Genomic DNA, 24,082 nt, shown 5'->3' with positions numbered 1-24,082 from the left:
CGGTCGTTTCGCTTGTCGTTGCGCGGTTTCACCGAGGCAAATTTGTCCTGAACTTCGCCCTCGCCCGGCCCTTCTACCCCTGTGAACGCACACCCCAGGAGGAACCACCATGCATCCATTGAAACCACTGGCCCTATTGGCCGCAGCCGCCTTTGCCATTTGCGCCGTCACCAGCCTGCAGGCCGCCAACAAGGCGGAGTCGATCAGCAGCGAGGAGTTCGTCGAAGAGGCATCGGCCAAAGGTGTCGCCGAAATCGAAACGGCCAAGCTGGCCCTGGAAAAATCGCAGAACGAAGCGGTCAAGGGGTTCGCCCAGATGATGATCGACGACCATCGTCAGGCGAATCAGAAACTGGCCGATCTGGCCAAGAGCAAGGATCTGGAGGTGTCCGACGACGCCGAACTGCTCAACAAGGCCAAGGCCATGGTCCTGAAAATGCGGGGCGAGGCGAGCTTCGACAAGGCCTATATGAACAACCAGGTAGTCGCACATCGCGAAACCATCGAGTTGTTCCGTCGCGGCGTGAATGCCGATGATGCCGAAATTGCCGCGTTAGCCCGCGAGACCCTGCCCAAGCTGGAGCAGCATCTGCAGCGGGCCGAGCAGCTCAACGGCCAACTGCCAGAAGAGTGATCTGACCTGCCGGGTCGCCTTTGCGGCCCGGCAGCGCCCGCGCCGTCAAACCTGGCGCAGGCGTTCGTAGTAATAGGGCAGCTGCATCAGCGCATAACGCGCCGTCTCTTCGCGCACTTCGTTGCGCGCACCGCTGAACTGCACTGTTTCGCTGACGATGCCCTGGTGCTGGTCGAGACGAATCGCGCAAGCGATGCACTGCACGCCATCCATGTCCCCTTCCGCTTCCGCCAGCCCGGTATTGGCCAGGACGATATCGGCATCGCTGCGCTGTAACGCGCCGAGCGCCATTTCCCGTGCCACTTCCTCGCTGGTCAGGCCGAAGCGCTCGATGGTCTCCGGATTGACGCCCAGGCAGCGCTGCTTGGCCTGGGGCGAATAGGTGACGAACGCGCAGTCCAGCACCTGGCCGCTGCCGGGCACGTCCGCCACCAGCGAACTGATCAGCCCGGCCGTGCAGGACTCGGCGGTGGCCAGGCGCAGTTTGTACTTGCTGAGAAAATTAACCACCTGCTCGATGCTGTGCATCTGCCGCTCTCCTAAGGCGAACAGTTGAGCTCTGTGGAAGTGTCGGCACTGGGCAAAGTTCAACCTTTCGCGTTGCGCCTGTCTGGTTAAAAAAAGGTCGAACCTTTGTCGCGATCGCCCCGTCAGGAAAAGGGTAAGGGGGAGATTGCCGGTCATGCTCATCGCACTCCTCCGATAGGCCCTCGCCCAACCGGCGAGTCGTCGTCGGTTCCAACCCAATGGAGAGAGACATGGCAAGTGCTGCAGCCTCCGCACATATTCCGTCCACGCCCACCCTTTGCGCCGCAGCCAAGCCACCCCTGCAGATGCACAGCGAGCATCCCGAGCGTAAGCGCGTGCTGTTCGTCACCTCGGAGTTCGCCGACCTGATCAAGTGTGGCGGGCTCGGTGACGTATCTGCCGCGCTGCCGCGAGCGCTGTCACCACAACACGACATGCGCCTGCTGATTCCGGGCTATCGCAAGGTCGTGGAAAGTGGCCGGCCGATTCGCATCGTCGGGCAACTGCCTGGCGTTGCCGCCCTGCCGCCCTGCCAGATCGGACGCATGGACCTGGCCGATGGGCTGATCGTCTATGTGCTGCTCAACCATGCGCTGTACGAGCGCGACGGCTCGCCCTACGTCGATGCCCAGGGGCGCGACTGGGCCGACAACCACATTCGTTTCGCCCGCCTCGGCCTGGCCGCAGCGGAGATCGCCAGCGGTGACGCCGGTATCCAGTGGCGGCCGGAGCTGGTACACGCCAATGACTGGCCCGCGGCAATGGCGCCCGCCTACATGGCCTGGCGCCAGGCCAGCGCGCCAGCCGTGCTGACCATTCACAACCTGGCCTATCAGGGCCTGTGCGACATGCGCTGTGCCAGCGAACTGGCGATACCGGAATCGGCGTGCGGCGTCGATGGCCTGGAATTCTATGGCCAGCTGTCGTTTCTCAAGGCCGGCATCGCCTACGCGCAGCACGTGACCACCGTAAGCCGCCGCTATGCCCGCGAAATCACCACTCCGGAACAGGGCTGTGGCCTCGACGGCCTGTTGCGGGCCAAGGTCCTGGGCAATCAGCTCAGCGGCATCGCCAACGGCATCGACGAAAGCTGGCAGCCCGAGAGCGACCCGCACCTGCTGCAGGGTTTCAGCGCCGGCGACTGGGCCGGCAAGCGGGCCAACACCGAGTATGTCCAGCGTTGGCTGAATCTCGACGCTGACGGCCCGCTGTTCGCCGTGGTGTCGCGCCTGGTGCAGCAGAAAGGGATAGACCTGACGCTTGATGTTGCCGAACACATCGTCGCCCGCGGCGGCCGTATCGGCGTGATCGGCCAGGGCGAGCCGGCGCTGGAAGCGGCCATGGCCGACCTGGGGCGGCGTCATCCTGGCCGCATCGGAGTGCATATCGGCTTCAACGAGAGCGATGCGCGGCGCCTGTACGCGGGTAGCGATTTCCTGCTGATGCCTTCGCGTTTCGAGCCCTGTGGCCTTAGCCAGATGTACGCCCAGCGCTATGCCTCACTGCCCATCGCGCGTTGCACCGGCGGCCTGGCCGATACCATCGAGGATGGTGTCAGCGGCTTTCTCTTCGATGCGCCGCACGTCGATGCCTACCGCGAAGCCATCGACCGCGCACTGCAGGTATTCGAGCACCCCGAGTTGCTGGAGGCCATGCGCTGCCACGCCATGCGCTCCCCGCTTTACTGGCGCCAGTCGGTGCAACCTTACGACCGGCTGTTCCAGCGTCTGCTGGGCCAGGTCAACGCCCGCCGGGCCCTGCGTTGATGTACAGCCATGGTGCTCGGCCAATGGCCGATGGACGCGTGCGTTTCGCTCTCTGGGCCCCCAGCGCTAGCCAGGTGGAACTAGAACTGCAGGACGGTGGCTTGCAGCCGATGCAGGCGCAGGACGATGGCTGGTTCGTGGCGTTGCTGCAGTGCCCGGCCGATACCCGTTATCGCTACCGTATCGACGGTCAGTGGTCGGTACCGGACCCGGCCTCGCGGCGCCAGGTCGAGGACGTGCATGGTTTCAGCCAGGTGGTCGACCATTCGGCCTACCTCTGGCATCACCGCGACTGGAACGGCCGCCCCTGGCACGAGACGGTGCTGTACGAGTTGCATGTCGGCCTGTTCGGTGGCTTTCAGCAGGTCATTGAACACCTGCCGCACCTGGCCGATCTGGGCGTCACCGCCTTGCAGCTGATGCCGCTCAACGCCTTCTCCGGCACGCGCAACTGGGGTTACGACGGTGTTCTGCCCTTTGCCCCGGCCAACGCCTACGGTACGCCCGAACAACTCAAGCAACTGATCGACGCGGCTCATGCCTATGGCCTTATGGTGTTCGTCGACGTGGTCTACAACCACTTCGGCCCCGACGGTAATTACCTGGGCGTGTATGCGCGGCAGTTCTTCCATGAAGAGCGCATCACGCCCTGGGGGGCGGCCATCGACTTCAGTCGCCCGCAGGTGCGCGATTTCTTCTGCGAAAACGCGCTGATGTGGTTGCTGGATTATCGCGTCGACGGCCTGCGGCTGGACGCCGTGCACGCCATCGACGATGACGACTTCCTCAAGGAGCTGGCGGCGCGCGTACGCTCGGCAATGCCCCGGCAACGCCATGTGCACCTGGTGCTGGAGAACGAGCACAACGCCGCGCACCTGCTGCGTGATGGCTTCGATGCGCAGTGGAACGACGATGGCCACAACACCCTGCATGCGCTGCTGACCTTCGAGAACGAAAGCTACTACGCCGATTACGCCCAGGCGCCGACGCGCAAGTTGGCCACCTGCCTGGAGCAGGGTTTCGTCTATCAGGGCCAGGCCAATCGTCACGGCCTGCCGCGCGGCGAGCCAAGCGCCGACCTGCCGCCGCACGCCTTCGTGCTGTTTCTGCAGAACCATGACCAGGTGGGTAACCGCGCCTTTGGCGAGCGCCTGACGCTGCTCGCCGACGTCGATGCGCTGAAGGCCGCTACCGTGCTCCTGCTGCTGTGCCCGATGGTGCCGCTGCTGTTCATGGGCGAGGAATGGGGCAGCAAGCGGCCGTTCCTGTTCTTCACCGATTACCACGACGAGCTGGCCAATGCCGTGCGTGAAGGCCGGCGCAACGAGTTCGCGGATTTCTCCCAATTCAATTCGGCGCACGACCGCGAGGCCATCGCCGACCCCAATGCCGAGGCCAGCTTCCAGCGCTCGCAGCCGGACCTGGCACCGGCGCTGGAACCTCAGCAGCGCGAGTGGCTGGCTTTCTATCGCGGCCTTTTACAAGTGCGCCACAGTCGTTTGCTGGCCGGCTTGCAGGAGGCTCGCAGCCTCGGTGTGCAAGTACTGGGCGACGGCGCCGTACTGGCGCGCTGGCGGCTCGGCAACGGGCCGGCACTGGGCATCGCCATCAACCTGGGTACCGGCGTCGTGTCCCTGCCTGCCGAAGCCATGCATGGCGAGCGTCTGTACACCCTGCGTATCGATGATGCCGACCTGCGCCAAACGCAATTGCCGCCGCGCAGTGCCCTGGTCACCCTGGAGCCCGTCCGATGAGCGATCAACTGCTGGCCGAGCTGGCTCAGGCTGCGGATCTCAGCATCGACTGGATCGACGCCTACGGTAAGCCACAAAGCGTAACCCCAGAAGCGCAGCGCAACTTGCTGGAGGCGCTGGGCTACCCTGCGCAAAGCCCCGAGCAGATACGTGAAAGCCTGACCTCGCTGGTGCACCGCCAGCATGTGCCGGAAGATTGTGGCCTGCTCCTGCAGGACCAGGGCCAAGCGCTGGCTCTGACCCTTTATCCGGCCGAGAGCCCCTATCAGCTGACCGACGAACAGGGCAACGTCAGCGAAGGACGACTCGACTCGGATGGTCGTTTGCCGGCCCAACAGCGCATCGGTTACTACCAGCTGGCAATCCGCGAGAGCCGGCATGCGCTTGCGGTGGCGCCGCAGGCCTGCCTTTCGGTGCAGCAACTGTGCGGCAAGCCGCGTATCTGGGGGCTCACCGCCCAACTCTACGGCCTGCGCCGCAGCGGCGACGGCGGACTGGGCGATACCCTGGCCGTGGCCGACCTGGCCCGGCATGCTGCCAATCATGGCGCCGATGCCATCGGCCTGAGCCCGGTGCACGCACAATTCAGCGCCGACCTGCGTAGCTATGGCCCCTACTCGCCATCCAGCCGGCTGTTCTTCAATACTCTGTACGCCGCCCCTGCCACCTTGTTGGGTGAGGAGCGCGTCAAGCGCGCCATTCAGGCCGCCGGCCTGCACGATGAAATGACGCGCCTGGAGTCGCTGGAGTTGATCGACTGGCCGGCTGTAGCCGCCGCTCGCCAGCGCCTGTTGCGTCAGCTGTACGAAGATTTTCGACAGGCCCCGACTCCCTTACGGGAACGCTTCGAAGCATTTCGCGCAACTGGCGGTGAAGCCCTTGAGCAACATTGCTGTTTCGAGGCCATTCATGGGCAACGCTTGCGCGAAGGGACCAGCGGCGACTGGCGCACCTGGCCGGATGAGCTGCGCAGCCCCAACCAGGGCGCCGTGACCCGTTTTGCCATCGAACATGCCAATGAGCTGCGTTTTCATGCGTTCTGCCAATGGCTGATCGCCCATGGGCTGGAAAGCGCGCAGGCCACCGCCAGCGGTGCCGGCATGGGCATTGGCCTGATCGCCGACCTGGCGGTGGGGGCCGACTGCGCCGGCAGCCAGGCCTGGTCGCGCCAGGATGAACTGCTGCCGCAGGTCACCGTCGGCGCGCCGCCGGATGTACTCAATCGCCAGGGACAGAACTGGGGCGTCGCCGCCTTCTCACCGCAGGGCCTGCGTCAGCACGGCTTTCGTGCCTATATCGAAATGCTCCAGGCCAACCTGGCACATGCCGGCGGCATTCGCATCGACCATGTGATGGGGCTACAGCGTCTGTGGGTGATCCCCCAAGGGGCGGAATCGCAGCACGGCGCCTACCTGCGCTACCCGCTGGATGACCTGCTGCGCCTGCTGTCTCTGGAGTCGCATCGCCATCGTGCGCTGGTGATCGGCGAGGACCTAGGTACTGTGCCCGAGGGCCTGCTCGACAAGCTCGCCGCGCGCAATATCCTCGGCACCCGCGTCCTGCTGTTCGAGCAGGACGACCTCGGTTTCGTCCCGGCCGAGCGCTGGCCCGGCAATGCCCTGGCCACCACCACCACTCACGACCTGCCGACGATCAAGGGCTGGCTCGCCGGCCGAGATCTGGAATGGCGGGTGCGCACCGGCCAACGCGACGCCGAGCTGCTGGAGGGCGACCACGCCGAGCGCGCCGGTGAGCGCGTGGCGCTGCGTCAGCTGCTGGAACGCCAAGGCATGGTCAGCGGCGGTGATGACGATGGCTGTCTGCAAGCCTGCATCGAACATGTCGGCCGTACCCCCGCGCCACTGGCGCTGCTGCCGCTGGAGGACGCCTGTGGCCTGGAGCAGCAGCCCAATCTGCCGGGGCCTGGCGATATCCACCCGAACTGGCGCCGCCGCTATCCGTTGGCGGCCAGCGAACTGCTGGAACAACCCGCCACCAGCGAGCGCCTGGCCACCCTCGATGACGCACGCCGGGAGGCTGGCAATGACTGAGTTGCGCGCAACGCTGCGCCTGCAGCTGCACAAGGATTTCACCCTGTTCGACGCGGCTGCGCAGGTGCCCTACATGGCGCAGCTGGGGGTCAGCCACCTGTATGCCTCGCCAATTCTCACCGCCCGCCCCGGTTCGCAACACGGCTACGACGTGATCGATCCGACCCGGATCAACCCCGAGCTGGGCGGCGAAGAAGCCCTAGTGCAGCTGGTCAATACCCTGCGCGCCCATGACATGGGGCTGATCCTGGACATAGTGCCCAACCATATGGCCGTCGGTGGCGATGGCAATCCCTGGTGGCTGGACGTGCTGGAATGGGGGCAAGGCAGCCCTTATGCGAGCTTCTTCGATATCCAGTGGCAATCTCACGACCCCTTGCTCAGCGGCCAGCTGCTGGTGCCCTTTCTGCGCAGCGACTACGGCGAGGCGTTGCGCGACGGCACCCTGGAGCTGCACTTCGATGCGCAGCGCGGACGCTTCCATGCGCAGCACTTCGAGCATCGCCTGCCGCTGACTCCAGCCAGCTACGCCAGCATCTTGCGCGGCAGCGATGATGCCGACTTGCGCGCGCTGGGCCAGCGCTTCGCGCGCCTGGGCAACGATGACGCCAGCCGCGCACAGGCCGCGCAGCTGTGCGCCGAACTGGCCGTTCAGGCGCACAAGGTGCCGCCGTTGCTCGCCGGCTTTCAGGGCGGTGACGAAGCGGCGCAGAAGCGCCTGCACGCGCTGCTCGAACGTCAGCATTACCGCGTGGCCAGTTGGCGCACCGCGGCGGACGATATCAACTGGCGGCGATTCTTCGACATCAACGAGCTTGGCGCGCTGCGCGTCGAGCACCGGCAGGTGTTCGAACAGACCCATGCCAAGGTCTTCGAACTGATCGAACGTGGGCTGATCGACGGCCTGCGCATCGATCATATCGACGGCCTGGCCAATCCACGCGCCTATTGCAGCCGCCTGCGCCGACGCATCCGGCAACTGCGTGGTGATGCGCCCTTCCCCATTTTCGTGGAGAAGATCCTTGGCGCAGGCGAACAGCTGCCGCAGGAGTGGCCGGTGGACGGCAGCACCGGCTACGAGTTCATGAATCAGGTCTCGCTGCTGCAGCACGACCCACACGGCGAACTGCCGCTCAGCGAGCTGTGGCAAACGCTTAGCGGCAGGCCTACAGCGTTCGAGGAGGAGATCCAGCAGGCACGCCGCCTGGTGCTGGAGGGTTCGCTGGCCGGCGATCTGGAGGAAGTCGCCCAGCGCCTGCTGCATGTCGCCCGCCACGATATCGCCACTCGCGACCTGACCCTCGGCGCGATCCGCCGGGCGCTGCGCGAGCTGATCGTGCATTTCCCGGTGTATCGCACCTACGCCCAGGGCTGTGGCCGCTCGCTGCAGGATCGGCGCTTCTTCCAGCAGGCGCTGGACGGCGCGCGACAGACCCTGGCCGAGGCTGACTGGCCCTTGCTGCCGCATCTCGATGACTGGCTTGGCGGTGCCATCCTGCGTACCTTGCCGCCCGGCCGTGCGCGGCGCCTGCGGGCCCAGGCGCTGACGCGCTTCCAGCAGCTGACCTCGCCGGTGGCTGCCAAGGCCGTCGAAGACACTGCGTTGTATCGCGCAGGCGTGCTGCTCTCTCGTTATGACGTGGGCTTCGATGCCGAGCACTTCAGCGCCAGCGTCGAGCGTTTTCACCAGGCCTGCGTCGAGCGTGCGGACCACCATCCGCAGAACCTGCTGGCCACCGCCACCCATGATCACAAACGCGGCGAAGACTCCCGTGCGCGCCTGGCAGTGCTCAGCGAACGTGCCGCCTGGTACGCCGAGCGTGTTCGGGAATGGCAGCGCCTCGCTCAATCGTTGCGCAGCAGCCAGATGCAGCAGGCGCCGGACGGTGGCGAAGAAGCGATTCTCTACCAGGCGCTGATCGGCAGCTGGCCGCTGGGGCTGCAGGCCGACGATGCCACAGGTCTGGACGCGTACTTGCAGCGCCTGCTCGAATGGCAGCGCAAGGCGCTGCGCGAGGCCAAACTCAACAGTGCCTGGAGCGCGCCGAACGACGAGCACGAAACAGCCTGCGCGGACTTCCTCCGGCGCCTGCTGGTCGAACCTGATGGCCTGGCGCTGCGTCGCGAACTGGCCAGTACGGTGTCCGCCATCGCGCCGGCCGGCGCTCTGAACAGCCTGGCGCAATGCCTGCTGCGCCTGACCACACCTGGTGTGCCCGACCTCTACCAGGGCTGCGAATTCTGGGATTTCAGCCTGGTCGACCCGGACAACCGCCGCCCGGTGGACTTCCCCGCGCGGCAGGCTGCCCTGCACGCCGAGGTCACGGCCGAGGCCAGGCTGGAGAGCTGGCAGGATGGGCGCATCAAGCAATGGCTGATCCGCCAGGCACTGGCCTTGCGCGCAGAACGGCCACAGCTATTCCGCCACGGCAGCTACCAACCACTTGGCGTCACCGGTGAGCACGCCGCCCAGGTGCTGGCCTTCCTGCGCAGCCACGGCGACGACCACCTGCTGGTCATCGTCCCACGGCTGGCCGCTGGCCTGCTCGACGAACATCCGGTGCCGCACGTACCGCCACAGCGCTGGGGCAACACCACGGTCGTCTTGCCCGACGCACTGCATGTCCGGCAGGCAACGGGCATGCTCGGCGACTGCCAGGCCGCCACGGATCAGGGCATCGCACTCGCCACTGCACTGGCCAGGTTTCCCGTCAATCTGCTTCGCATCACCCCGTCATTACAGGAGCCACGCCATGATCGATGAACAGCGTATCCGCGAATTTGCCTTCCAGATCTGGGAGTCCGAAGGTCGTCCCCATGGCCAGCATGAGCGCCATTGGAAGATGGCCAGCAAACTGGCCGAAGCCGAGGCGCAGGCCCAGACGCCGGCAGCGCCCAAGCCGCGGCGCATCAGCAAACCCAAGACGGTGCCGCTAAGCGAAGCCGAACAACCGGCGTTGCTGAAGAAGCCCCGTGCTCCGCGCACGCCCAAAACGCCGAAAGCCTGAGGTCGTTACCATGCGCAAACAACAGCGCTCACGCGTTACCGAAGGCAGACCCTTCCCCCTGGGCGCCAGTTGGGACGGCCTCGGCGTCAATTTCGCCCTGTTCTCGGCGCATGCCACGCGCGTCGAGCTGTGCCTGTTCGACGAACAGGGCAAGACGGAAATCGAACGCATCGAACTGCCGGAATACACCGACGAGATCTGGCACGGCTATCTGCCCGATGCGCGCCCTGGCCAGGTCTACGGCTACCGCGTTTACGGCCCCTACGAGCCGGAAGCCGGGCACCGTTTCAACCCCAACAAGTTGCTGATCGACCCCTATGCCAAGCAACTGGTGGGCAAGCTGCAATGGTCTGAGGCGCTGTTCGGCTACACCATCGGCGATCCGGATGGCGACCTCAGTTTCGACGAGCGAGACAGCGCACCCTACGTGCCCAAGTGCAAGGTGATCGACCCGGCCTTCACCTGGGGCGAGCAACCGCCGCCGCGCATCCCCTGGGACAGCACGGTGATCTACGAGGCGCACCTGCGCGGTCTGAGCATGCGCCATCCGGCGGTGCCCGACGCGCATCGCGGCACTTGTGCGGCGCTGACCAACCCGCAACTGCTGCGCTACCTGCACGAGTTGGGTATCTCCAGCCTGGAACTGTTGCCGGTGCACGCTTTCGTCAACGACCAGCACCTGCTGGAAAAGGGCATGAATAACTATTGGGGCTACAACAGCATCGGCTTCTTCGCGCCCCACCCCGCCTACCTGGCCAGCGGCAAGGTCAGCGAGTTCAAGGAGATGGTTGCCCACCTGCACGCGGCGGGCCTGGAGCTGATTCTCGACGTGGTCTACAACCACACCGCCGAGGGTAACGAGCGCGGCCCGACCCTCTGTATGCGCGGTATCGACAACGCCAGCTACTACCGCCTGATGCCCGACGAGCGCCGCTATTACGTGAACGACACGGGTACCGGCAACACCCTGGACCTGAGCCATCCGTGCGTGCTGCAGATGGTCACCGACTCCCTGCGCTACTGGGCCACCGAAATGCGCGTGGATGGCTTTCGCTTCGACCTGGCGACCATTCTCGGCCGCTATGCCGACGGTTTCGACGAGCGCCACAGCTTCCTTGTCGCCTGCCGCCAGGACCCGGTGTTGAGCAAGGTCAAGCTGATCGCCGAGCCCTGGGACTGCGGCCCCGGCGGCTATCAGGTCGGCGGCTTCCCGCCCGGCTGGGCCGAGTGGAACGACAAGTTTCGCGACAACGTACGCGCCTTCTGGAAAGGCGACGAAGGCGAGCTGGCCGCGCTGGCCAGCCGCCTCACCGCCTCCGGCGACCTCTACAATCAGCGCGGCCGGCGCCCGTTCGCCTCGGTCAACTTCATCACCGCCCACGACGGTTTCACCCTGCGCGACGTGGTGTCCTACGATCACAAGCACAACGAGGCCAACGACGAGAACAACCAGGACGGCACCGACCACAACATCTCCTGGAACCACGGCTGCGAAGGCGAAACCGATGATCAGGACATTCGCCAGTTGCGTCTGCAACAGATGCGCAACCTGCTGGCCACCCTGCTGTTCGCTCAGGGCACGCCGATGCTGCTGGCCGGCGACGAGTTCGGCCGCACCCAGCACGGCAACAACAACGCCTACTGCCAGGACAACGAGCTGAGTTGGGTCGATTGGGCCATCGACGAGGAAGGCCAGGCGCTGACCGCATTTTGCCAACGCCTGATCGCCCTGCGCCGCAGCTACCCGATCTTGCGTCGCGGGCGCTTTCTGGTGGGGCATTACAACGAGGAGTTGGGCGTCAAGGACGTCACCTGGCTGGCCCCCGGCGGCGAGGAAATGACCGAGGCGCACTGGCACGACGGCGAGGCGCGCTGCATGGGCATGCTGCTCGACGGACGTGCCCAGCCCACCGGCATCAAGCGCAGTGGTGCCGATGCCACCCTGTTGCTGTTGCTCAATGCCCATCACGACGCTCGCAGTTTCCAGCTACCGGAAGTGGCTGGCGGCAAGCACTGGATCTGTCTGGTGGACACCCATCGGCCGGATGCAGCCGATGAGCAGCGCCCTTTGTATAGCGAGACCCTGGAACTGGCCGGTCGCTCGCTGCAACTGCTGGAGCTGCAGCGCTGAACGTTGGCGTGAGGTCGCGTTAAACGGCCTAGCCGGCGGTATCTGGCTGTTCGGGCAGCGGCGTGCGCAGGCGCTGCTGCCCCCATAGCGCCACCGCCAGTACCAGCGTGCCGGCAGCCAGGGCAACGGTGAATCCGGCCAGTGCCCCGCTCTGGTCGACGACCCGGCCGGATATGGCGGCCCCCGTCGCTACGCCGACGTTCAGTCCCGCCAGCAGCCAGGTCATGCCTTCGGTCAGGCGCTGCTCGGGCACCAGGCGTTCGACCAGCGACATCGCCACGATCATCGTGGGTGCGAAGAACAGCCCTGCCAACAGTACGGCACCCGCCAGCTCTGCAATGCTGCCGGCCAGTTGCAGGGGCACGGTGGTCAGCGCCGTGGCCAGACCGCCCAGAAGCAGCAAACGGTGCAGCGGCGTCGTCAGGTTCAGCGCCCCGAATAGCAACCCGGCCACGCAGGAGCTCGCGGCATAGGCCGACAATATTAGGCTGGCTGCAGCGGGCCACCCCAACTGCTCGGCGAAGGCCACGCTGACGATGTCCACGGTGCCGACGATGATGCCCATGCCAACCATCAGCAGTGCCAGCAGTCGCACATTGCCGTTACGGATTACCGAACCCGAGGTATCGAGTTCGCTCGCCTGTGCCTCGACGGGTGGTTCACTGCCGCGTTGCAGCACCAGGGCAAAGACGCCAAGGGCCAGCAACAGCGCAGCGACCAGGGGGCCGGCCTGCGCGAACAGGCCGATGCACAGCCCTACCGACAGCGGCGGCCCGGCGATGAAGGTCACTTCATCGAATACCGTTTCCAGTGAATAGGCGGTCTGCAGGCGTGGCTGGCCGCGATAGATGGTCGTCCAGCGCGCCCGCACCATCGCCGACAGGCTGGGCATGAAGCCGGCCAGTGCAGCACCGATGAACAGGCACCAGTCGGCCGACCTCCACCACGAGCAGGCCACCAGCAAAAGCATCCCGGCCACGCTGATAGCCGTTGCCACCGGCAGCACGCGGCGTTGTCCATGCCGATCCACCAGGCGTGAAACCTGTGGCGACAGCAACGCGTAGGTCAGCACGAAAGTGGCCGATACCGCGCCCGCCAGCGTGTAGCTGCCTCGCAACTGGGCGAGCATGGTGATGATGCCAATCCCCGTCATCGGCAGCGCCAGGCGCGCGATCAAGCCCGCCAGGACGAAGCCCGTGGCGCCAGGCGCAGTGAAGAGTTCTCGGTAAGGATTGGCCATCTTGTTCTCCATGATTCCAGGCGCCAGGCGTGGCGCCAGGGCATATACATACGGATCGTATGAATAGAAGGCTATATTTATACACGGCGTATGTAAATAATCATCTGGTCCGTAACCCAGGAGAGAACCATGGCCCGCCGCACCCGTGCCGAGATGGAAGAAACCCGCGCCCTGCTGCTCGCCACGGCGCGCAAGGTGTTCACTGAACGCGGCTACGCCGATACATCCATGGACGACCTCACTGCGCAGGCGGGGCTGACCCGCGGCGCGCTCTACTACCACTTCGGCGACAAGAAAGGCCTGCTGGCCGCGGTGGTACAGCAGATCGACAGCGAGATGGACGAACGCCTCGAGGCCATTTCCACCAACGCCGAGGATGCCTGGCAGGGGTTTCGCCGACGTTGCCAGGCCTATCTGGAAATGGCCCTGGAGCCCGACATCCAGCGCATCGTGCTTCGCGATGCACGCGCCGTGCTGGGCGGCGCATCACCGGAAGCGCAACGCCGGTGCGTCGAGTCGATGCAGCAATTGATCGATGACATGATGCAGCGCGGCATCATCGCCAGGGCAGAGCCGCAGATATTGGCGGCGCTGATTTACGGCAGCCTGGCCGAAGCGACGTTATGGATCGCTGCCAGCGATCAAGGCCAGACGCATCTGGCCGACAGCCTCGCCGCGCTGGACCTGATGTTGCGTGGCTTGCTGGTGCAGCGCTAAGCCAGGTAGCAGCCCCGTCGACAGTGCCCAGTATCACGACAATCATCGGAGTCAGCGAAACGCCCGGAGCAGAAATAACCTGAACCCCTGTTTTTCTCCCGCACTCGAAAACACATGCGACGACATTCGTGTGCAGTACCGGCGACGCCGGTTTACGGGAGACGATCATGAAAGCAGTGGTATTCCACGACATTGGCGACATCCGCCTGGACGACGTACCTGAGCCCGAGGTGCAGGCCAGTACCGATGCGGTGATTCGCATAACCGCCTCGGCGATCTGCGGCACCGACCTGCATTTCGTGCGTGGCACCGTGGGCGGCATGCGCAAGGGCACCATCCTCGGTCATGAGGCCGTCGGCATCGTCGAGGCGTTGGGCAGCGATGTGCGCAACCTCAACATCGGCGATCGTGTCGTGGTGCCCTCCACCATCGCCTGTGGCAACTGCAGCTATTGCCGCGCCGGCTACTACGCCCAATGCGACGAGGCCAACCCCAATGGCAAGCAGGCCGGCACCTCCTTTTACGGCGGGCCGGAGATCACCGGCGCCTTCCACGGCCTGCAGGCCGAGATGGCACGCATTCCCTTCGCCCATATCGGCCTGGTGAAACTGCCCAGCGAGATCAGCGACGACCAGGCCATCCTGCTTTCCGATATCTTCCCCACCGGTTACTTCGGCGCGAAGCTGGCCGAAGTCGGTAGCGGCGATACCGTCGCCGTCTTCGGCGCCGGGCCGGTCGGCCAGTTCGCCATCGCCAGCGCCAAGCTGCTGGGTGCCGCACGCGTGTTCGCCATCGATCATCTCGATGATCGCCTGGACATGGCCCGCCGCCAGGGCGCCGAGGTGATCAACTTCGACCGTGAAGACCCGGTCGAAACCCTGCGCCGACTGACCAATGGCATCGGTGTGGACCGCGCCATCGATGCCGTTGGCGTCGATGCACAGTGCCCTGTCCATGGCCACTCGCCGCGTCAGCCAGAAGGCCACGAATGGCAACCGGGCGATGCGCCCGAGCAGGCCCTGCAGTGGGCTGTCGATGCCCTGGCCAAGGCCGGCACGCTGGGCATCATCGGCGTCTATCCGCAACAGGCGCGCGAGTTTCCCATCGGCCAGGCGATGAACAAGAACCTCAGCGTCAACATGGGCAACTGCAACCATCGCCGCTACATCCCGCAACTGATCGAGATGGTTCAGGCCGGGCGCATCGACCCGGCGAAGATCCTCACCCAGGTCAAGCCCATGAGCGACGCCATCGAAGCATTCAAGGCCTTCGACCGACGTGACAGCGGCTGGATCAAGGTGCAACTGCAGCCGGCGAAGAACGACGCCAGCCACGGCAGCGAAGAACAGGTGCATGGCGAGGCGCTTCTCGATCGCGCCATTGCCGAAGCCGATCCGCTCGGCGAGTCGCGCTCGAAAAAGCCCGGCAGCCTGTGAGCGAGCGCGGCCGAACATGAACAACACCATTGCCAAGCCGGAGGTGATCATCGACCGCGTGACACCGGTCAAGCGCCTGCGCGTGCTGACGATCAACACGCACAAGGGCTTTACCGCTCTCAACCGTCGCTTCATCCTGCCCGAGCTGCGCAGCGCCGTGCAGGCCACCGGGTCCGACCTGGTATTCCTGCAGGAGGTGCTCGGCAACCATGCTCTGCACGCCAAGCGTTTCCATGACTGGCCGAGCGTGCCGCAGTACGAATTTCTCGCCGACAGCATGTGGCCGCAGTTCGCCTACGGGCGCAATGCCGTGTACCCGGACGGCCACCACGGCAACGCCCTGCTCTCGCGCTTCCCGATTCTCGAACATCACAACCTCGATGTGACCGTCAGCGGCACCGAGCAGCGCGGGCTGCTGCATTGCCGTCTCGACGTGCCGGGTCACGATGCGGTGCATGCCGTGTGCGTGCATCTTGGCCTGCGCGAAGCGCACCGCCGCCAACAGATCGGCCTGCTGCTCGACCTGCTGGCGACCTTCGAACCCGATGCCCCGGTGATAGTCGCCGGTGATTTCAACGATTGGCGCCTGCGTGCGGACCAGCAGCTGGCACCACATGGCCTGCGCGAGGCTTTCGAGCATCGCCACGGCAAGCCGGCGCGCAGTTTTCCCGCACGCCTGCCGTGGCTGCGCCTGGATCGCATCTATACCCGCAATGCCTCGGCGTACGAGCCGCAGGTGTTGTCCACTCGGCCCTGGTCGCATTTGTCCGACCACGCGCCACTGGCAGCGGAGATTCACCTGTGAGCGGCATATGGCGAGATGGCAACCAGCTGCGCCTGCTGATCAATGGCGAGGGCTACTACCCGAGGGTGTTCGAATGCATTCGCGCGGCGCGTATCGAGGTGCTGCTGGAAACCTTCATCATCCGTGAGGACAAGGTCGGCTTCGAGCTGCAGGAAGTGCTGATCGAGGCCGCGCGGCGCGGTGTGCGCGTGGTCATCGCCGTGGACGGCTACGGCACCGCCGACCTGCAGCACGAGTACGTCGCGGCATTGACCCGCGAGGGGGTTAAGATCCACGTTTTCGACCCCAGCCCCAGGCGCTTCGGCGTACGGACCAACCTGTTCCGGCGCCTGCACCGCAAGCTGGTGGTGATCGATGGCCAGCGCGCCTTCGTCGGTGGCATCAACTACTCGGCCGACCATCTTGGCGACTATGGCGAAATGGCCAAGCAGGACTATGCCGTCGAAGTGGTTGGCCCGATCGTCAGCGATCTGCATGTGGCCATGCTGCGCCTACTGCGTCCGGCGTTCAGCGAGCCGAGTCCGGCGCAGCCTTCCAGAGAGCCGGTGGGCGATGCGCGGGTGATGCTGCTGGAGCGCGACAACGAACGCCACACCACTGATATCGAAGACGAGCACCTGCGCGCCTTCGAATCGGCGCACAAGCGCGTGGTGATCGCCAACGCCTATTTCTTCCCCGGCTACCGCGTGCTGCGCGCCCTGCGCAACGCGGCACAACGTGGCGTAGAGGTCACCCTGATCCTCCAGGGGCAGCCGGACATGCGCTGGGTCCAGGCCTTTTCCCGCCTGCTCTACAACTATCTGCTGCGCCACGGCGTGGTGGTCTACGAATACTGCCAGCGCCCGCTGCACGGCAAGGTGGCACTGGTGGATGAAGACTGGTCCACAGTGGGTTCGAGCAACCTCGACCCGCTGAGCCTGGCTCTGAACCTGGAAGCCAACCTGGTGATTCAGGACCGGGCCTTCAACCAATACCTGCACGACCATTTGCTCGAGCTGTCCGCCGAGCACTGCAAGCGCATCGAACTCGAACGCGTGATACGCGGCTACTGGTGGCGCGCGCCACTGGTGTTCCTGTGCTTTCACTTTCTGCGCCGCTTTCCGGCCATCGCCGGCTGGCTGCCGGCGCACCGCAAGAGACTGAAACCGCTGGCGCCGGACGCAAAGGCCAGCGGCTATGAAGAGGAAAAAACTGGATGAATGGTGCCCAGAACAACCCCTGGATGCGCTGGGGCAAACGCGCACTGACCTTGTTCTTCCTACTTGCGGTACCGGCACTGCTGTATATGCTGGCGCGCAACCTGGACTGGGGCGAGGTGCGTCAGGCGCTCGGGGACTACAGCGCCCAGACCCTGCTAGTGGGGGTCCTGCTCACCTGCGCCAGTTACCTGGTATTCAGCTGCTACGACCTGCTTGGTCGCCAGTACAGCCGCCACCACTTGCCGGCGCGCCAGGTCATGCCGGTGGCGATGGTCTGCTACGCCTTCAACCTGAACTTCACCACCTGGATCGGCGGTGTGGCGATGCGCTACCGGCTGTACATGCGTCTTGGCCTGAGTGCCTCGACGGTGACACGCATCCTCAGCCTCAGCCTGCTGACCAACTGGACCGGCTACATGGCGCTGGCCGGGGTGATCTTCTCCATGCGCCTGGTGCAGTTGCCCGACAACTGGGGCCTGGGCGTCACCGGCCTGCAGTTGGTGGGGTTCGCGCTGCTGGGCGTGGTCAGTGCCTATATCGGTATCTGCGCTTTCGCGCGGCAACGCGTGTGGCACTTGCGCGAGCGGTCGATCACCCTGCCCTCGCTGAAGATGGCGCTGTTGCAACTGTGCCTGGGTGCGAGCAACTGGGCGCTGATGGCGGCGCTGATCTTCTGGCTGTTGCCGGAGGGTGCGGCCTATACCTCGGTGCTCGGGGTGCTGCTGATCAGCTGCATGGCTGCGGTGGTGGCGCATATCCCCGCCGGCCTGGGCGTGCTCGAGGCGGTATTTCTCGCCCTGTTGCAGCACCAGTACAGCCAGGCCAGCCTGATCGCCGCCCTGCTCGCCTATCGCGTGCTCTATTACCTGCTGCCGCTGCTGCTGGCCAGCGTCACCTACCTGGTGCTGGAGAAACGCGCGAAAGCTCTGCGCAAGCAGGGCGAGCAGCGCATCGAGACCCAGCCCGGCTAGCGGATGCAAACAATGCCTGGTGCAATTGCACCAGGCGCAGCGGACTGCGGCCTGCAACTGCCACCCGGCGGATGGCGGGAACTTGCAAGCGAGGTGGGCTGGTCTATCTCACATCACTCAGCAAAACCGGAGGCATCGCATGGCCAAGCCACTGCATCTGATCAGCTACATCCTGCACAACCAGCCCCACAGCGTCGAAGTCGAGTCGGACCGCGAGCAGCTCACGCCGGACCAGGCACGCTTCTACCTTAGTGCCCTGCACACCTTCGAATGGCCCAACGAGTTCACCGACGTGCAGGTCACGCGCATCCTGCATCCGAAGAAAGGCGGCAGCACGCCGGCGCACCGCGTACAGCGCTGAACGCCTGTTCAACCTCTTGCAGTGTGTCGCTGCAAGAGGTTGAACAGGCTGCGATTAATCTCCCTCACGCTGCGGCAGCGCCGCCTGCCAGATATCTTTGGCATATTCGGCGATGGTGCGATCGGAGGAGAACCAGCCCATCCGCGCGGTATTCAGCACCGCCGAACGCCACCATTGCTCAGGCCGCTGCCAACGTTGATCGACCTGGCGCTGCGCCTTCCAGTAGGCATCGAAGTCGGCGCAGACCATGAAGCGGTCCTCGTACAGCAACGCGTCCACCAGGCCTACATAGCGCGCAGGATCGTCCGGCGAGAACACCCCGGCGCGAATGGCACCGAGGGCGGCTTCCAGGCGCTCCGAATCGGCCACCACATCGCCCATTTCCAGCCCCTGGCGCTGCCGTGCGGCGACCTGCTGCGCGGTCATGCCGAAGATGAACATATGCTCTTCGCCGACCTGCTCGCACATCTCCACGTTGGCACCGTCCAGCGTGCCGATGGTCAGGGCGCCATTGAGGGCGAACTTCATGTTGCTGGTGCCGGAGGCCTCCAGCCCCGCCGTGGAAATTTGCTCCGACAGATCGGCCGCGGGAATGATGGTTTCGGCCAGGCTGACGTTGTAGTTGGGAATGAACACCACCTTGAGCAAGCCGCGTACGGTGGGATCGTCATTGATGGTGCGGCTGATATCGTTGGCCAGTTTGATGATCAGCTTGGCCTGGCGATAACTGGCTGCGGCCTTGCCGGCGAAGATCTTCACCCGCGGCACCCAGTCGGTGGTTGGATCGTTGCGGATGGCCTGGTACAAGGCCACGGTGTGTAGCAGGTTGAGCAACTGGCGCTTGTATTCGTGGATGCGTTTGACGTGCACGTCGAAGATCGCCGTGGTGTCGAGGTTGATCCCCAGCAGCTGCCGCACCCGCTCGGCCAGCGCTTCCTTGCTGCGCTGGCGGCATAGCGCGTACTCGTCGCGAAAATCCTGGCGTTCGGCGTAGGGTTCGAGCGCCTTGAGGTGCTCCTCGGGGCGCTGCAGCACCGGCTCGCCCAAGGCATCGACGAGCAGATGGGTGAGCCCCGGATTGACCTGGAACAACCAGCGGCGGAAGGTCACGCCATTGGTCTTGTTGTTCACCCGGTCGGGGTAGAGCCGGTGCAGGTCACGGAACACCGTGTCACGCATCAGCCGCGTATGCAGCGCGGACACCCCGTTGATACTGTGCGCACCGAGGAACGCCAGGTTGCCCATGCGCACGCGTCGGCCGTGGTCCTCCTCGATCAACGAGACTGCGCGCAGCAGGCGGAAGTCGTGGATGTCCTTGGCGCGCAGCGCATCGATATGCTCGGCATTGATCAGGTAGATGATCTGCAGATGCCGCGGCAGCAGACGCTCCATCAGCGACACCGGCCATGACTCCAGCGCTTCGGGCAGCAGCGTGTGATTGGTGTAGGCGGTGGTCGCCACCGTCAGTTGCCAGGCTTGCGCCCAGGGCATGCGATGCTCGTCCACCAGCAGGCGCATCAGCTCGACCACGGCGATGGCTGGATGGGTGTCGTTGAGCTGGATCGCCACGTGCTGCGCCAGGCAGTGCAGGTCCTGATGCAGGCGCAGGTGGCGCTCGAGCAGATCCTGCAGCGAGGCGGAAACCAGAAAGTATTCCTGGCGCAGGCGCAGCTCCTGGCCAGCCTCGGTATCGTCGGCCGGATAGAGCACCCGCGAGATGCTCTCCGCGCGAACCTCGCCGGCCACCGCGCCGAAGTGATCGCCGGCATTGAAGCGATCCAGTTGCAGGTTCTCCTCAGCGCGCGCACGCCATAGCCGCAAGGTGTTGACCGACGCACCCCGCCAGCCCACCACCGGGGTGTCGTAGGCGATGGCGCGCACCCTCTCCTGCGGCTGCCAATACTGCCGCGTGTTGCCGCTGCCATCGTCCAGGGTGGTCACGCCGCCGCCGAAACCGATGCGATAGGCCACTTCCGGACGCTCGAATTCCCAGGGGTTGCCGAAGTCCAGCCAGGTTTCGGTCTGTTCGGCCTGCCAGCCGTCGATGATCGCCTGGCGAAACAGCCCGTGTTCATAACGGATGCCGTAGCCGTGAGCGGCCAGACGCAAGGTCGCCATGCTTTCCATGAAACAGGCGGCCAGGCGCCCGAGGCCACCGTTACCGAGCGCCGCATCCGGTTCCACCAGACGGATGCGCTCGAGTTCGACACCGAGCTCGGCCATGGCCTGGCGAGCCACGTCGAGCAAACCGAGGTTGCTCAGGTTGTCCACCAGCAAGCGGCCGATCAGAAACTCGAGGGACAGGTAGTAAATGCGTTTGGCGCCCTGGCGCTCGACTTGGGCGGAGGACTCCTCCCAGCGATCGATCATGTGGTCACGGGTGGCAAGGGCCAGTGCCTCGAACCAGTCGTGGTCGAAGGCGGTACTCGGGTCCTTGCCCACGGCGTAGCGCAGCTTGGCCAGGATGGCCGCCTTGAACTGGGCTACGGCACTCTCGGCCTCGCTGTGCGATTCGCTCATATCGATCCCCTCACGCGCGCGTCGCGTCGATTGCAGCCGAAGCGATGGGTTCGGCTTTTTCTTTGTGGCCTTCGCAACGGCGATGAGTTCAGGGTTTTTCTGTCTGGCGCCCCTTTGATCAAAAAGCCTGAACTTCGACTTGGCGGCTTACCTCACAACTCATGAATGCCATTGTCGAGGAGATCATCATGCGAGCCATCATTCCCGGCCTTCTGGTCGGTGCGCTGACGGCCGGCGACGCGCTGGCCGAGGCCTGCTACGTCAGCGCCAGCGCATCCAGCGATGCCATACAGGAAGTCGAGCAGGAGTTCTGCTACGAGTTCACCGGCATGGACAAGGGCGCCATCGACTGGTCATGCCATAACGAAACCGGGGACATGATCAGCAGCGAACAACGCAAGGTGGCCAGCTGCGCCGAGGCCAAGCTGGGCAGCTGCGAAGCGGCGCTGACCCAGGAAACCTTGACCAACTATCGCTCCGGCGACGACGACCGGGGCGAGGCGCGCCCGGCGGTGCCCAACGATGCCAAGGTGGTCACCCACTATTACCAGGCGGGTGACCTCAAGCAGGTACGCATCGACTGTGAAAGTGCCGGTGGCACCTGGCGGGATCGATGATGGGCACTTACCGAGGCCTGCTTCTGCTACCAGGCACCGCTCAGCACATGGCCCATGAACGCATGGTGCAACGCCAGCTCGGCGAGAAGCTCGCCGAGCTGCTCGATTGCCCCTTTCTTGGCCCCTATCAGCCGGGCATGCAGATTCGCGGACGCCACTACTTCCTGCCGGAGGACACGTTGGTCGGCGATGTGGGCTCGCTGGGCATCGACGGGCCGGACGATTTCTTCGGCGGCCAGGTCGGGCATGCCTTTCTCGCCACCAAGGCCATCAGTCACCCGGCCCTCGAGGCACCGCGCCACCTGCCAGCGGGCTGGTCCGAACGTTTAGCCTGGCAGGTCGAAAGCGTTACCTTGCAGGGCTTCAGCGTCTTCGACCTGGAAGACGCTGCCGAGGCTGGCCAGCGCCTGCTGCGCGAGGGTCCGATACGCCTGAAGCCGGTAGACGGCACCGGCGGCCGAGGCCAGCAGGTGGTGCGAGCGCATGATGAGCTGGCCAATGCCCTGGCGGCATTCGATGAGCCGCGTGTGAGGGAACAGGGCCTGGTACTGGAAGAGGATCTGCAGCAGCCCAGTACCTACAGCGTTGGCCAGATTCAGGTGGCAGGCGTCACCTTGAGCTACCACGGTACCCAGCAACTGACTGACGACGGCCACGGCAATCAGGTCTACGGTGGCTCGCGCCTGACACTGGTACGCGGCGACTATCTTGCGCTGATGACCCTCGATCTGCCGCGCGCCGTGCGCCTGGCTGTGCAGCAGGCGCGCATCTTCGAACTGGCGGCACTGGAGGTCTACCCCTCCATCAGGGCCTCGCGGCGCAACTACGACGTGGCGCAGGGGCTGAATGCGCGCGGGCTGTCACGCAGTGGCGTGCTGGAGCAATCCTGGCGTGTCGGCGGGGCCAGTGCGGCGGAAATCTTCGCCCTGGAAGCGTTCATCAAGGACCCGCATCTGCAAACGCTGCAGGCCTCGACCCATGAGTTCTACCGGGATGTACCGCCGCCGGCAGGCTCCATTTGCCTGTATCAAGGGCAGGATAGCGAGGACGGCCCGCTGGCCAAGTACGTCAAGGTGGGGCCGTTATGAGTGCCTGCAGCCAGAGCCTGGACATTCTGGTGGATGACCAGCACATCGCCGGGACTCTGCTGACGCCACCGAACAAGGTCCCCGGCGTGCTTTTCGTGCACGGTTGGGGCGGTAGCCAGCAACGCGACCTGGCCCGCGCCCGTGGTATCGCCGGGCTGGGCTGCGTGTGCCTGACCTTCGACCTGCGCGGGCACGAACGTAACGTCGAAGCGCAGGAGCGCGTATCGCGTGAAGACAACCTGGCTGACATCCTCGCCGCCTACGACCTGTTGGCTGCGCACGAGGCGGTCGACCCCGAATGCATCGCGGTGATCGGCACCAGCTACGGCGGCTACCTGGCCACCCTGCTCAGCGTGAGGCGCCCAGTGCGCTGGTTGGCCCTGCGTGTGCCGGCGCTGTACTGGGACGAGCAATGGCAGCTGCCCAAGCGCCAACTGGACGTTGCACGGCTGGCCGTGTACCGCCGCACGCCACTGCGCGCGCAGGACAATCTGGCGCTCGGCGCCTGCTCCGAGTTTCGCGGCGACGTGCTGCTGGTGGAGTCCGAGCATGACGACTTCGTCCCGCACACCACGCTGATGAGCTACCGCAATGCCTTCGACAAGGCGCACTCGCTGACCCATCGCACCATGGCCGGCGCCGACCACGGGCTCAGTGAGGACCGCCACCAGCAAGCCTATACGCGCATCCTGATCGATTGGGTCAGCGAGATGGTGGTAGGCGCGCGGGTAGGCGATTACCCGCATCACCTGGTGCGCTATTCCTGAACCGCCGTGCCTCGATGTGGTGGTTCGTTCTGGGCATATCTGCCCGCCTAACCTGCAACAGGAGATCGATGATGAAAATCAGCAAGCTTATGACCCGCAACGTTCGCACCCTGGAGCCCGAGCGCAGCATTCGCGAGGCCGCCACGCTGATGGCCGATATCGACAGCGGTGCGCTGCTGATCAATGAAGGCGACCGCCTGATCGGCATGATCACCGACCGCGACATTGCCGTACGTGCCGTTGCCGCAGGCCTTGACGGGGATACGCCGGTGCGTCAGGTAATGAGCAGCAACGTGCGTTACTGCTTCGACGACGAGGACGTCGAGCATGTAGCTGCCAATATGGCGGATATCCAGGTGCGCCGGCTGCCCGTGCTCAACCGCGAGAAGCGCCTGGTGGGTGTGGTATCGCTGGGCAATATCGCCTCCGGACATAGCCGGATGGCCAACGACACCGTGCTGCGCGGCGTGACCTCCGCGCACTGACCGC

General features: G+C 64.9%; 20 protein-coding genes. 17 read left to right on the top strand and 3 right to left on the bottom strand.

Going from position 1 to position 24,082, the window contains the following annotated elements:
* The first annotated feature begins 109 nt into the window (after window positions 1-109).
* Complete coding sequence (locus EL191_RS12160) at window positions 110-634, top strand: DUF4142 domain-containing protein (RefSeq protein WP_041979157.1); 525 nt, start codon at window positions 110-112, stop codon at window positions 632-634.
* Window positions 635-679: 45 nt separating this feature from the next.
* On the opposite strand, the gene EL191_RS12155 is transcribed toward EL191_RS12160, so the two are convergent.
* Entirely contained in the window at window positions 680-1,162 is a 483-nt protein-coding gene (locus tag EL191_RS12155; protein ID WP_041979160.1) for a CinA family protein, read from the bottom strand.
* 230 nt (window positions 1,163-1,392) lie between these two features.
* On the opposite strand from EL191_RS12155, the gene glgA reads away from it, so the two are divergent.
* The 6 genes from glgA to glgX are packed head-to-tail and all read left to right on the top strand — an operon-like array spanning window position 1,393 to window position 11,872.
* On the top strand, window positions 1,393-2,928 hold the full coding sequence (gene glgA, locus EL191_RS12150; protein WP_041979162.1) for a glycogen synthase GlgA: 1,536 nt from the start codon (window positions 1,393-1,395) through the stop codon (window positions 2,926-2,928).
* Between the two features lie 23 nt (window positions 2,929-2,951).
* Complete coding sequence (gene treZ / locus EL191_RS12145; protein ID WP_041979165.1) at window positions 2,952-4,682, top strand: malto-oligosyltrehalose trehalohydrolase; 1,731 nt, start codon at window positions 2,952-2,954, stop codon at window positions 4,680-4,682.
* Complete coding sequence (gene malQ, locus EL191_RS12140) at window positions 4,679-6,733, top strand: 4-alpha-glucanotransferase (RefSeq protein WP_041979167.1); 2,055 nt, start codon at window positions 4,679-4,681, stop codon at window positions 6,731-6,733. The genes treZ and malQ overlap by 4 nt, the downstream gene beginning before the upstream one ends.
* Window positions 6,726-9,497 (top strand): malto-oligosyltrehalose synthase, encoded by a 2,772-nt coding sequence (locus EL191_RS12135; RefSeq protein ID WP_041979171.1) that lies wholly within the window; start codon window positions 6,726-6,728, stop codon window positions 9,495-9,497. The genes malQ and EL191_RS12135 overlap by 8 nt, the downstream gene beginning before the upstream one ends.
* Window positions 9,487-9,741 (top strand): DUF2934 domain-containing protein, encoded by a 255-nt coding sequence (locus EL191_RS12130; protein ID WP_013715573.1) that lies wholly within the window; start codon window positions 9,487-9,489, stop codon window positions 9,739-9,741. Before EL191_RS12135 ends, EL191_RS12130 begins: the two co-directional genes overlap by 11 nt.
* A gap of 10 nt (window positions 9,742-9,751) precedes the next feature.
* Entirely contained in the window at window positions 9,752-11,872 is a 2,121-nt protein-coding gene (glgX, locus tag EL191_RS12125; RefSeq protein ID WP_041979174.1) for a glycogen debranching protein GlgX, read from the top strand.
* Window positions 11,873-11,900: 28 nt separating this feature from the next.
* On the opposite strand, the gene EL191_RS12120 is transcribed toward glgX, so the two are convergent.
* Entirely contained in the window at window positions 11,901-13,112 is a 1,212-nt protein-coding gene (locus EL191_RS12120; RefSeq protein ID WP_041979176.1) for an MFS transporter, read from the bottom strand.
* Window positions 13,113-13,241: 129 nt separating this feature from the next.
* On the opposite strand from EL191_RS12120, the gene EL191_RS12115 reads away from it, so the two are divergent.
* The 6 genes from EL191_RS12115 to EL191_RS12090 all read left to right on the top strand — a co-directional run bounded on the left by EL191_RS12115 (window position 13,242) and on the right by EL191_RS12090 (window position 18,601).
* The gene (locus EL191_RS12115) at window positions 13,242-13,829 is read left to right on the top strand and encodes a TetR/AcrR family transcriptional regulator (protein ID WP_013715570.1); all 588 of its coding nucleotides are present in this window, start codon (window positions 13,242-13,244) and stop codon (window positions 13,827-13,829) included.
* 167 nt (window positions 13,830-13,996) lie between these two features.
* Window positions 13,997-15,265: a zinc-dependent alcohol dehydrogenase gene (locus EL191_RS12110; RefSeq protein WP_041979178.1), complete on the top strand. Its 1,269-nt coding sequence runs from the start codon at window positions 13,997-13,999 to the stop codon at window positions 15,263-15,265.
* A 16-nt stretch (window positions 15,266-15,281) separates the two neighbouring features.
* Entirely contained in the window at window positions 15,282-16,070 is a 789-nt protein-coding gene (locus EL191_RS12105; RefSeq protein ID WP_041979180.1) for an endonuclease/exonuclease/phosphatase family protein, read from the top strand.
* Window positions 16,067-17,269, top strand: coding sequence for a cardiolipin synthase ClsB (clsB, locus tag EL191_RS12100; protein WP_041979182.1), 1,203 nt, complete (start codon window positions 16,067-16,069; stop codon window positions 17,267-17,269). The genes EL191_RS12105 and clsB overlap by 4 nt, the downstream gene beginning before the upstream one ends.
* Entirely contained in the window at window positions 17,266-18,240 is a 975-nt protein-coding gene (locus tag EL191_RS12095) for a lysylphosphatidylglycerol synthase domain-containing protein (protein ID WP_041979184.1), read from the top strand. The genes clsB and EL191_RS12095 overlap by 4 nt, the downstream gene beginning before the upstream one ends.
* A 139-nt stretch (window positions 18,241-18,379) precedes the next feature.
* Entirely contained in the window at window positions 18,380-18,601 is a 222-nt protein-coding gene (locus tag EL191_RS12090; RefSeq protein ID WP_041979187.1) for a hypothetical protein, read from the top strand.
* A 54-nt stretch (window positions 18,602-18,655) separates the two neighbouring features.
* Here the strand turns inward: EL191_RS12090 and EL191_RS12085 are convergent, their stop codons facing one another.
* Complete coding sequence (locus tag EL191_RS12085) at window positions 18,656-21,121, bottom strand: glycogen/starch/alpha-glucan phosphorylase (protein WP_041979189.1); 2,466 nt, start codon at window positions 21,119-21,121, stop codon at window positions 18,656-18,658.
* Window positions 21,122-21,309: 188 nt separating this feature from the next.
* Between EL191_RS12085 and EL191_RS12080 the strand changes: the two genes are divergently transcribed.
* The 4 genes from EL191_RS12080 (at window position 21,310) to EL191_RS12065 (ending at window position 24,078) form a co-directional block, all read left to right on the top strand.
* The gene (locus EL191_RS12080) at window positions 21,310-21,738 is read left to right on the top strand and encodes a hypothetical protein (RefSeq protein ID WP_232005474.1); all 429 of its coding nucleotides are present in this window, start codon (window positions 21,310-21,312) and stop codon (window positions 21,736-21,738) included.
* On the top strand, window positions 21,738-22,826 hold the full coding sequence (locus EL191_RS12075; protein ID WP_041979557.1) for a DUF3182 family protein: 1,089 nt from the start codon (window positions 21,738-21,740) through the stop codon (window positions 22,824-22,826). The genes EL191_RS12080 and EL191_RS12075 overlap by 1 nt, the downstream gene beginning before the upstream one ends.
* Complete coding sequence (locus EL191_RS12070; RefSeq protein ID WP_013715561.1) at window positions 22,823-23,593, top strand: alpha/beta hydrolase family protein; 771 nt, start codon at window positions 22,823-22,825, stop codon at window positions 23,591-23,593. Before EL191_RS12075 ends, EL191_RS12070 begins: the two co-directional genes overlap by 4 nt.
* 71 nt (window positions 23,594-23,664) lie before the next feature.
* Window positions 23,665-24,078 (top strand): CBS domain-containing protein, encoded by a 414-nt coding sequence (locus EL191_RS12065; protein ID WP_026041892.1) that lies wholly within the window; start codon window positions 23,665-23,667, stop codon window positions 24,076-24,078.
* Window positions 24,079-24,082: the final 4 nt, after the last annotated feature.

Origin of the sequence: Pseudomonas mendocina, assembly GCF_900636545.1 — a bacterium.
Classification (GTDB): domain Bacteria; phylum Pseudomonadota; class Gammaproteobacteria; order Pseudomonadales; family Pseudomonadaceae; genus Aquipseudomonas; species Aquipseudomonas mendocina.
The sequence above is the reverse complement of the archived record's forward strand: the minus strand, read 5'-3'. Positions and strand labels throughout refer to the sequence as shown.

Bases quoted from the DNA above. Each gene is read 5' to 3' on its own strand.
- EL191_RS12160 (WP_041979157.1), top strand. From the start codon at position 110: ATGCATCCATTGAAACCACTGGCCCTATTGGCCGCAGCCGCCTTTGCC.
- EL191_RS12155 (WP_041979160.1), bottom strand. From the start codon at position 1,162: ATGCACAGCATCGAGCAGGTGGTTAATTTTCTCAGCAAGTACAAACTG.
- glgA (WP_041979162.1), top strand. From the start codon at position 1,393: ATGGCAAGTGCTGCAGCCTCCGCACATATTCCGTCCACGCCCACCCTT.
- treZ (WP_041979165.1), top strand. From the start codon at position 2,952: ATGGCCGATGGACGCGTGCGTTTCGCTCTCTGGGCCCCCAGCGCTAGC.
- malQ (WP_041979167.1), top strand. From the start codon at position 4,679: ATGAGCGATCAACTGCTGGCCGAGCTGGCTCAGGCTGCGGATCTCAGC.
- EL191_RS12135 (WP_041979171.1), top strand. From the start codon at position 6,726: ATGACTGAGTTGCGCGCAACGCTGCGCCTGCAGCTGCACAAGGATTTC.
- EL191_RS12130 (WP_013715573.1), top strand. From the start codon at position 9,487: ATGATCGATGAACAGCGTATCCGCGAATTTGCCTTCCAGATCTGGGAG.
- glgX (WP_041979174.1), top strand. From the start codon at position 9,752: ATGCGCAAACAACAGCGCTCACGCGTTACCGAAGGCAGACCCTTCCCC.
- EL191_RS12120 (WP_041979176.1), bottom strand. From the start codon at position 13,112: ATGGCCAATCCTTACCGAGAACTCTTCACTGCGCCTGGCGCCACGGGC.
- EL191_RS12115 (WP_013715570.1), top strand. From the start codon at position 13,242: ATGGCCCGCCGCACCCGTGCCGAGATGGAAGAAACCCGCGCCCTGCTG.
- EL191_RS12110 (WP_041979178.1), top strand. From the start codon at position 13,997: ATGAAAGCAGTGGTATTCCACGACATTGGCGACATCCGCCTGGACGAC.
- EL191_RS12105 (WP_041979180.1), top strand. From the start codon at position 15,282: ATGAACAACACCATTGCCAAGCCGGAGGTGATCATCGACCGCGTGACA.
- EL191_RS12095 (WP_041979184.1), top strand. From the start codon at position 17,266: ATGAATGGTGCCCAGAACAACCCCTGGATGCGCTGGGGCAAACGCGCA.
- EL191_RS12090 (WP_041979187.1), top strand. From the start codon at position 18,380: ATGGCCAAGCCACTGCATCTGATCAGCTACATCCTGCACAACCAGCCC.
- EL191_RS12085 (WP_041979189.1), bottom strand. From the start codon at position 21,121: ATGAGCGAATCGCACAGCGAGGCCGAGAGTGCCGTAGCCCAGTTCAAG.
- EL191_RS12080 (WP_232005474.1), top strand. From the start codon at position 21,310: ATGCGAGCCATCATTCCCGGCCTTCTGGTCGGTGCGCTGACGGCCGGC.
- EL191_RS12075 (WP_041979557.1), top strand. From the start codon at position 21,738: ATGGGCACTTACCGAGGCCTGCTTCTGCTACCAGGCACCGCTCAGCAC.
- EL191_RS12070 (WP_013715561.1), top strand. From the start codon at position 22,823: ATGAGTGCCTGCAGCCAGAGCCTGGACATTCTGGTGGATGACCAGCAC.
- EL191_RS12065 (WP_026041892.1), top strand. From the start codon at position 23,665: ATGAAAATCAGCAAGCTTATGACCCGCAACGTTCGCACCCTGGAGCCC.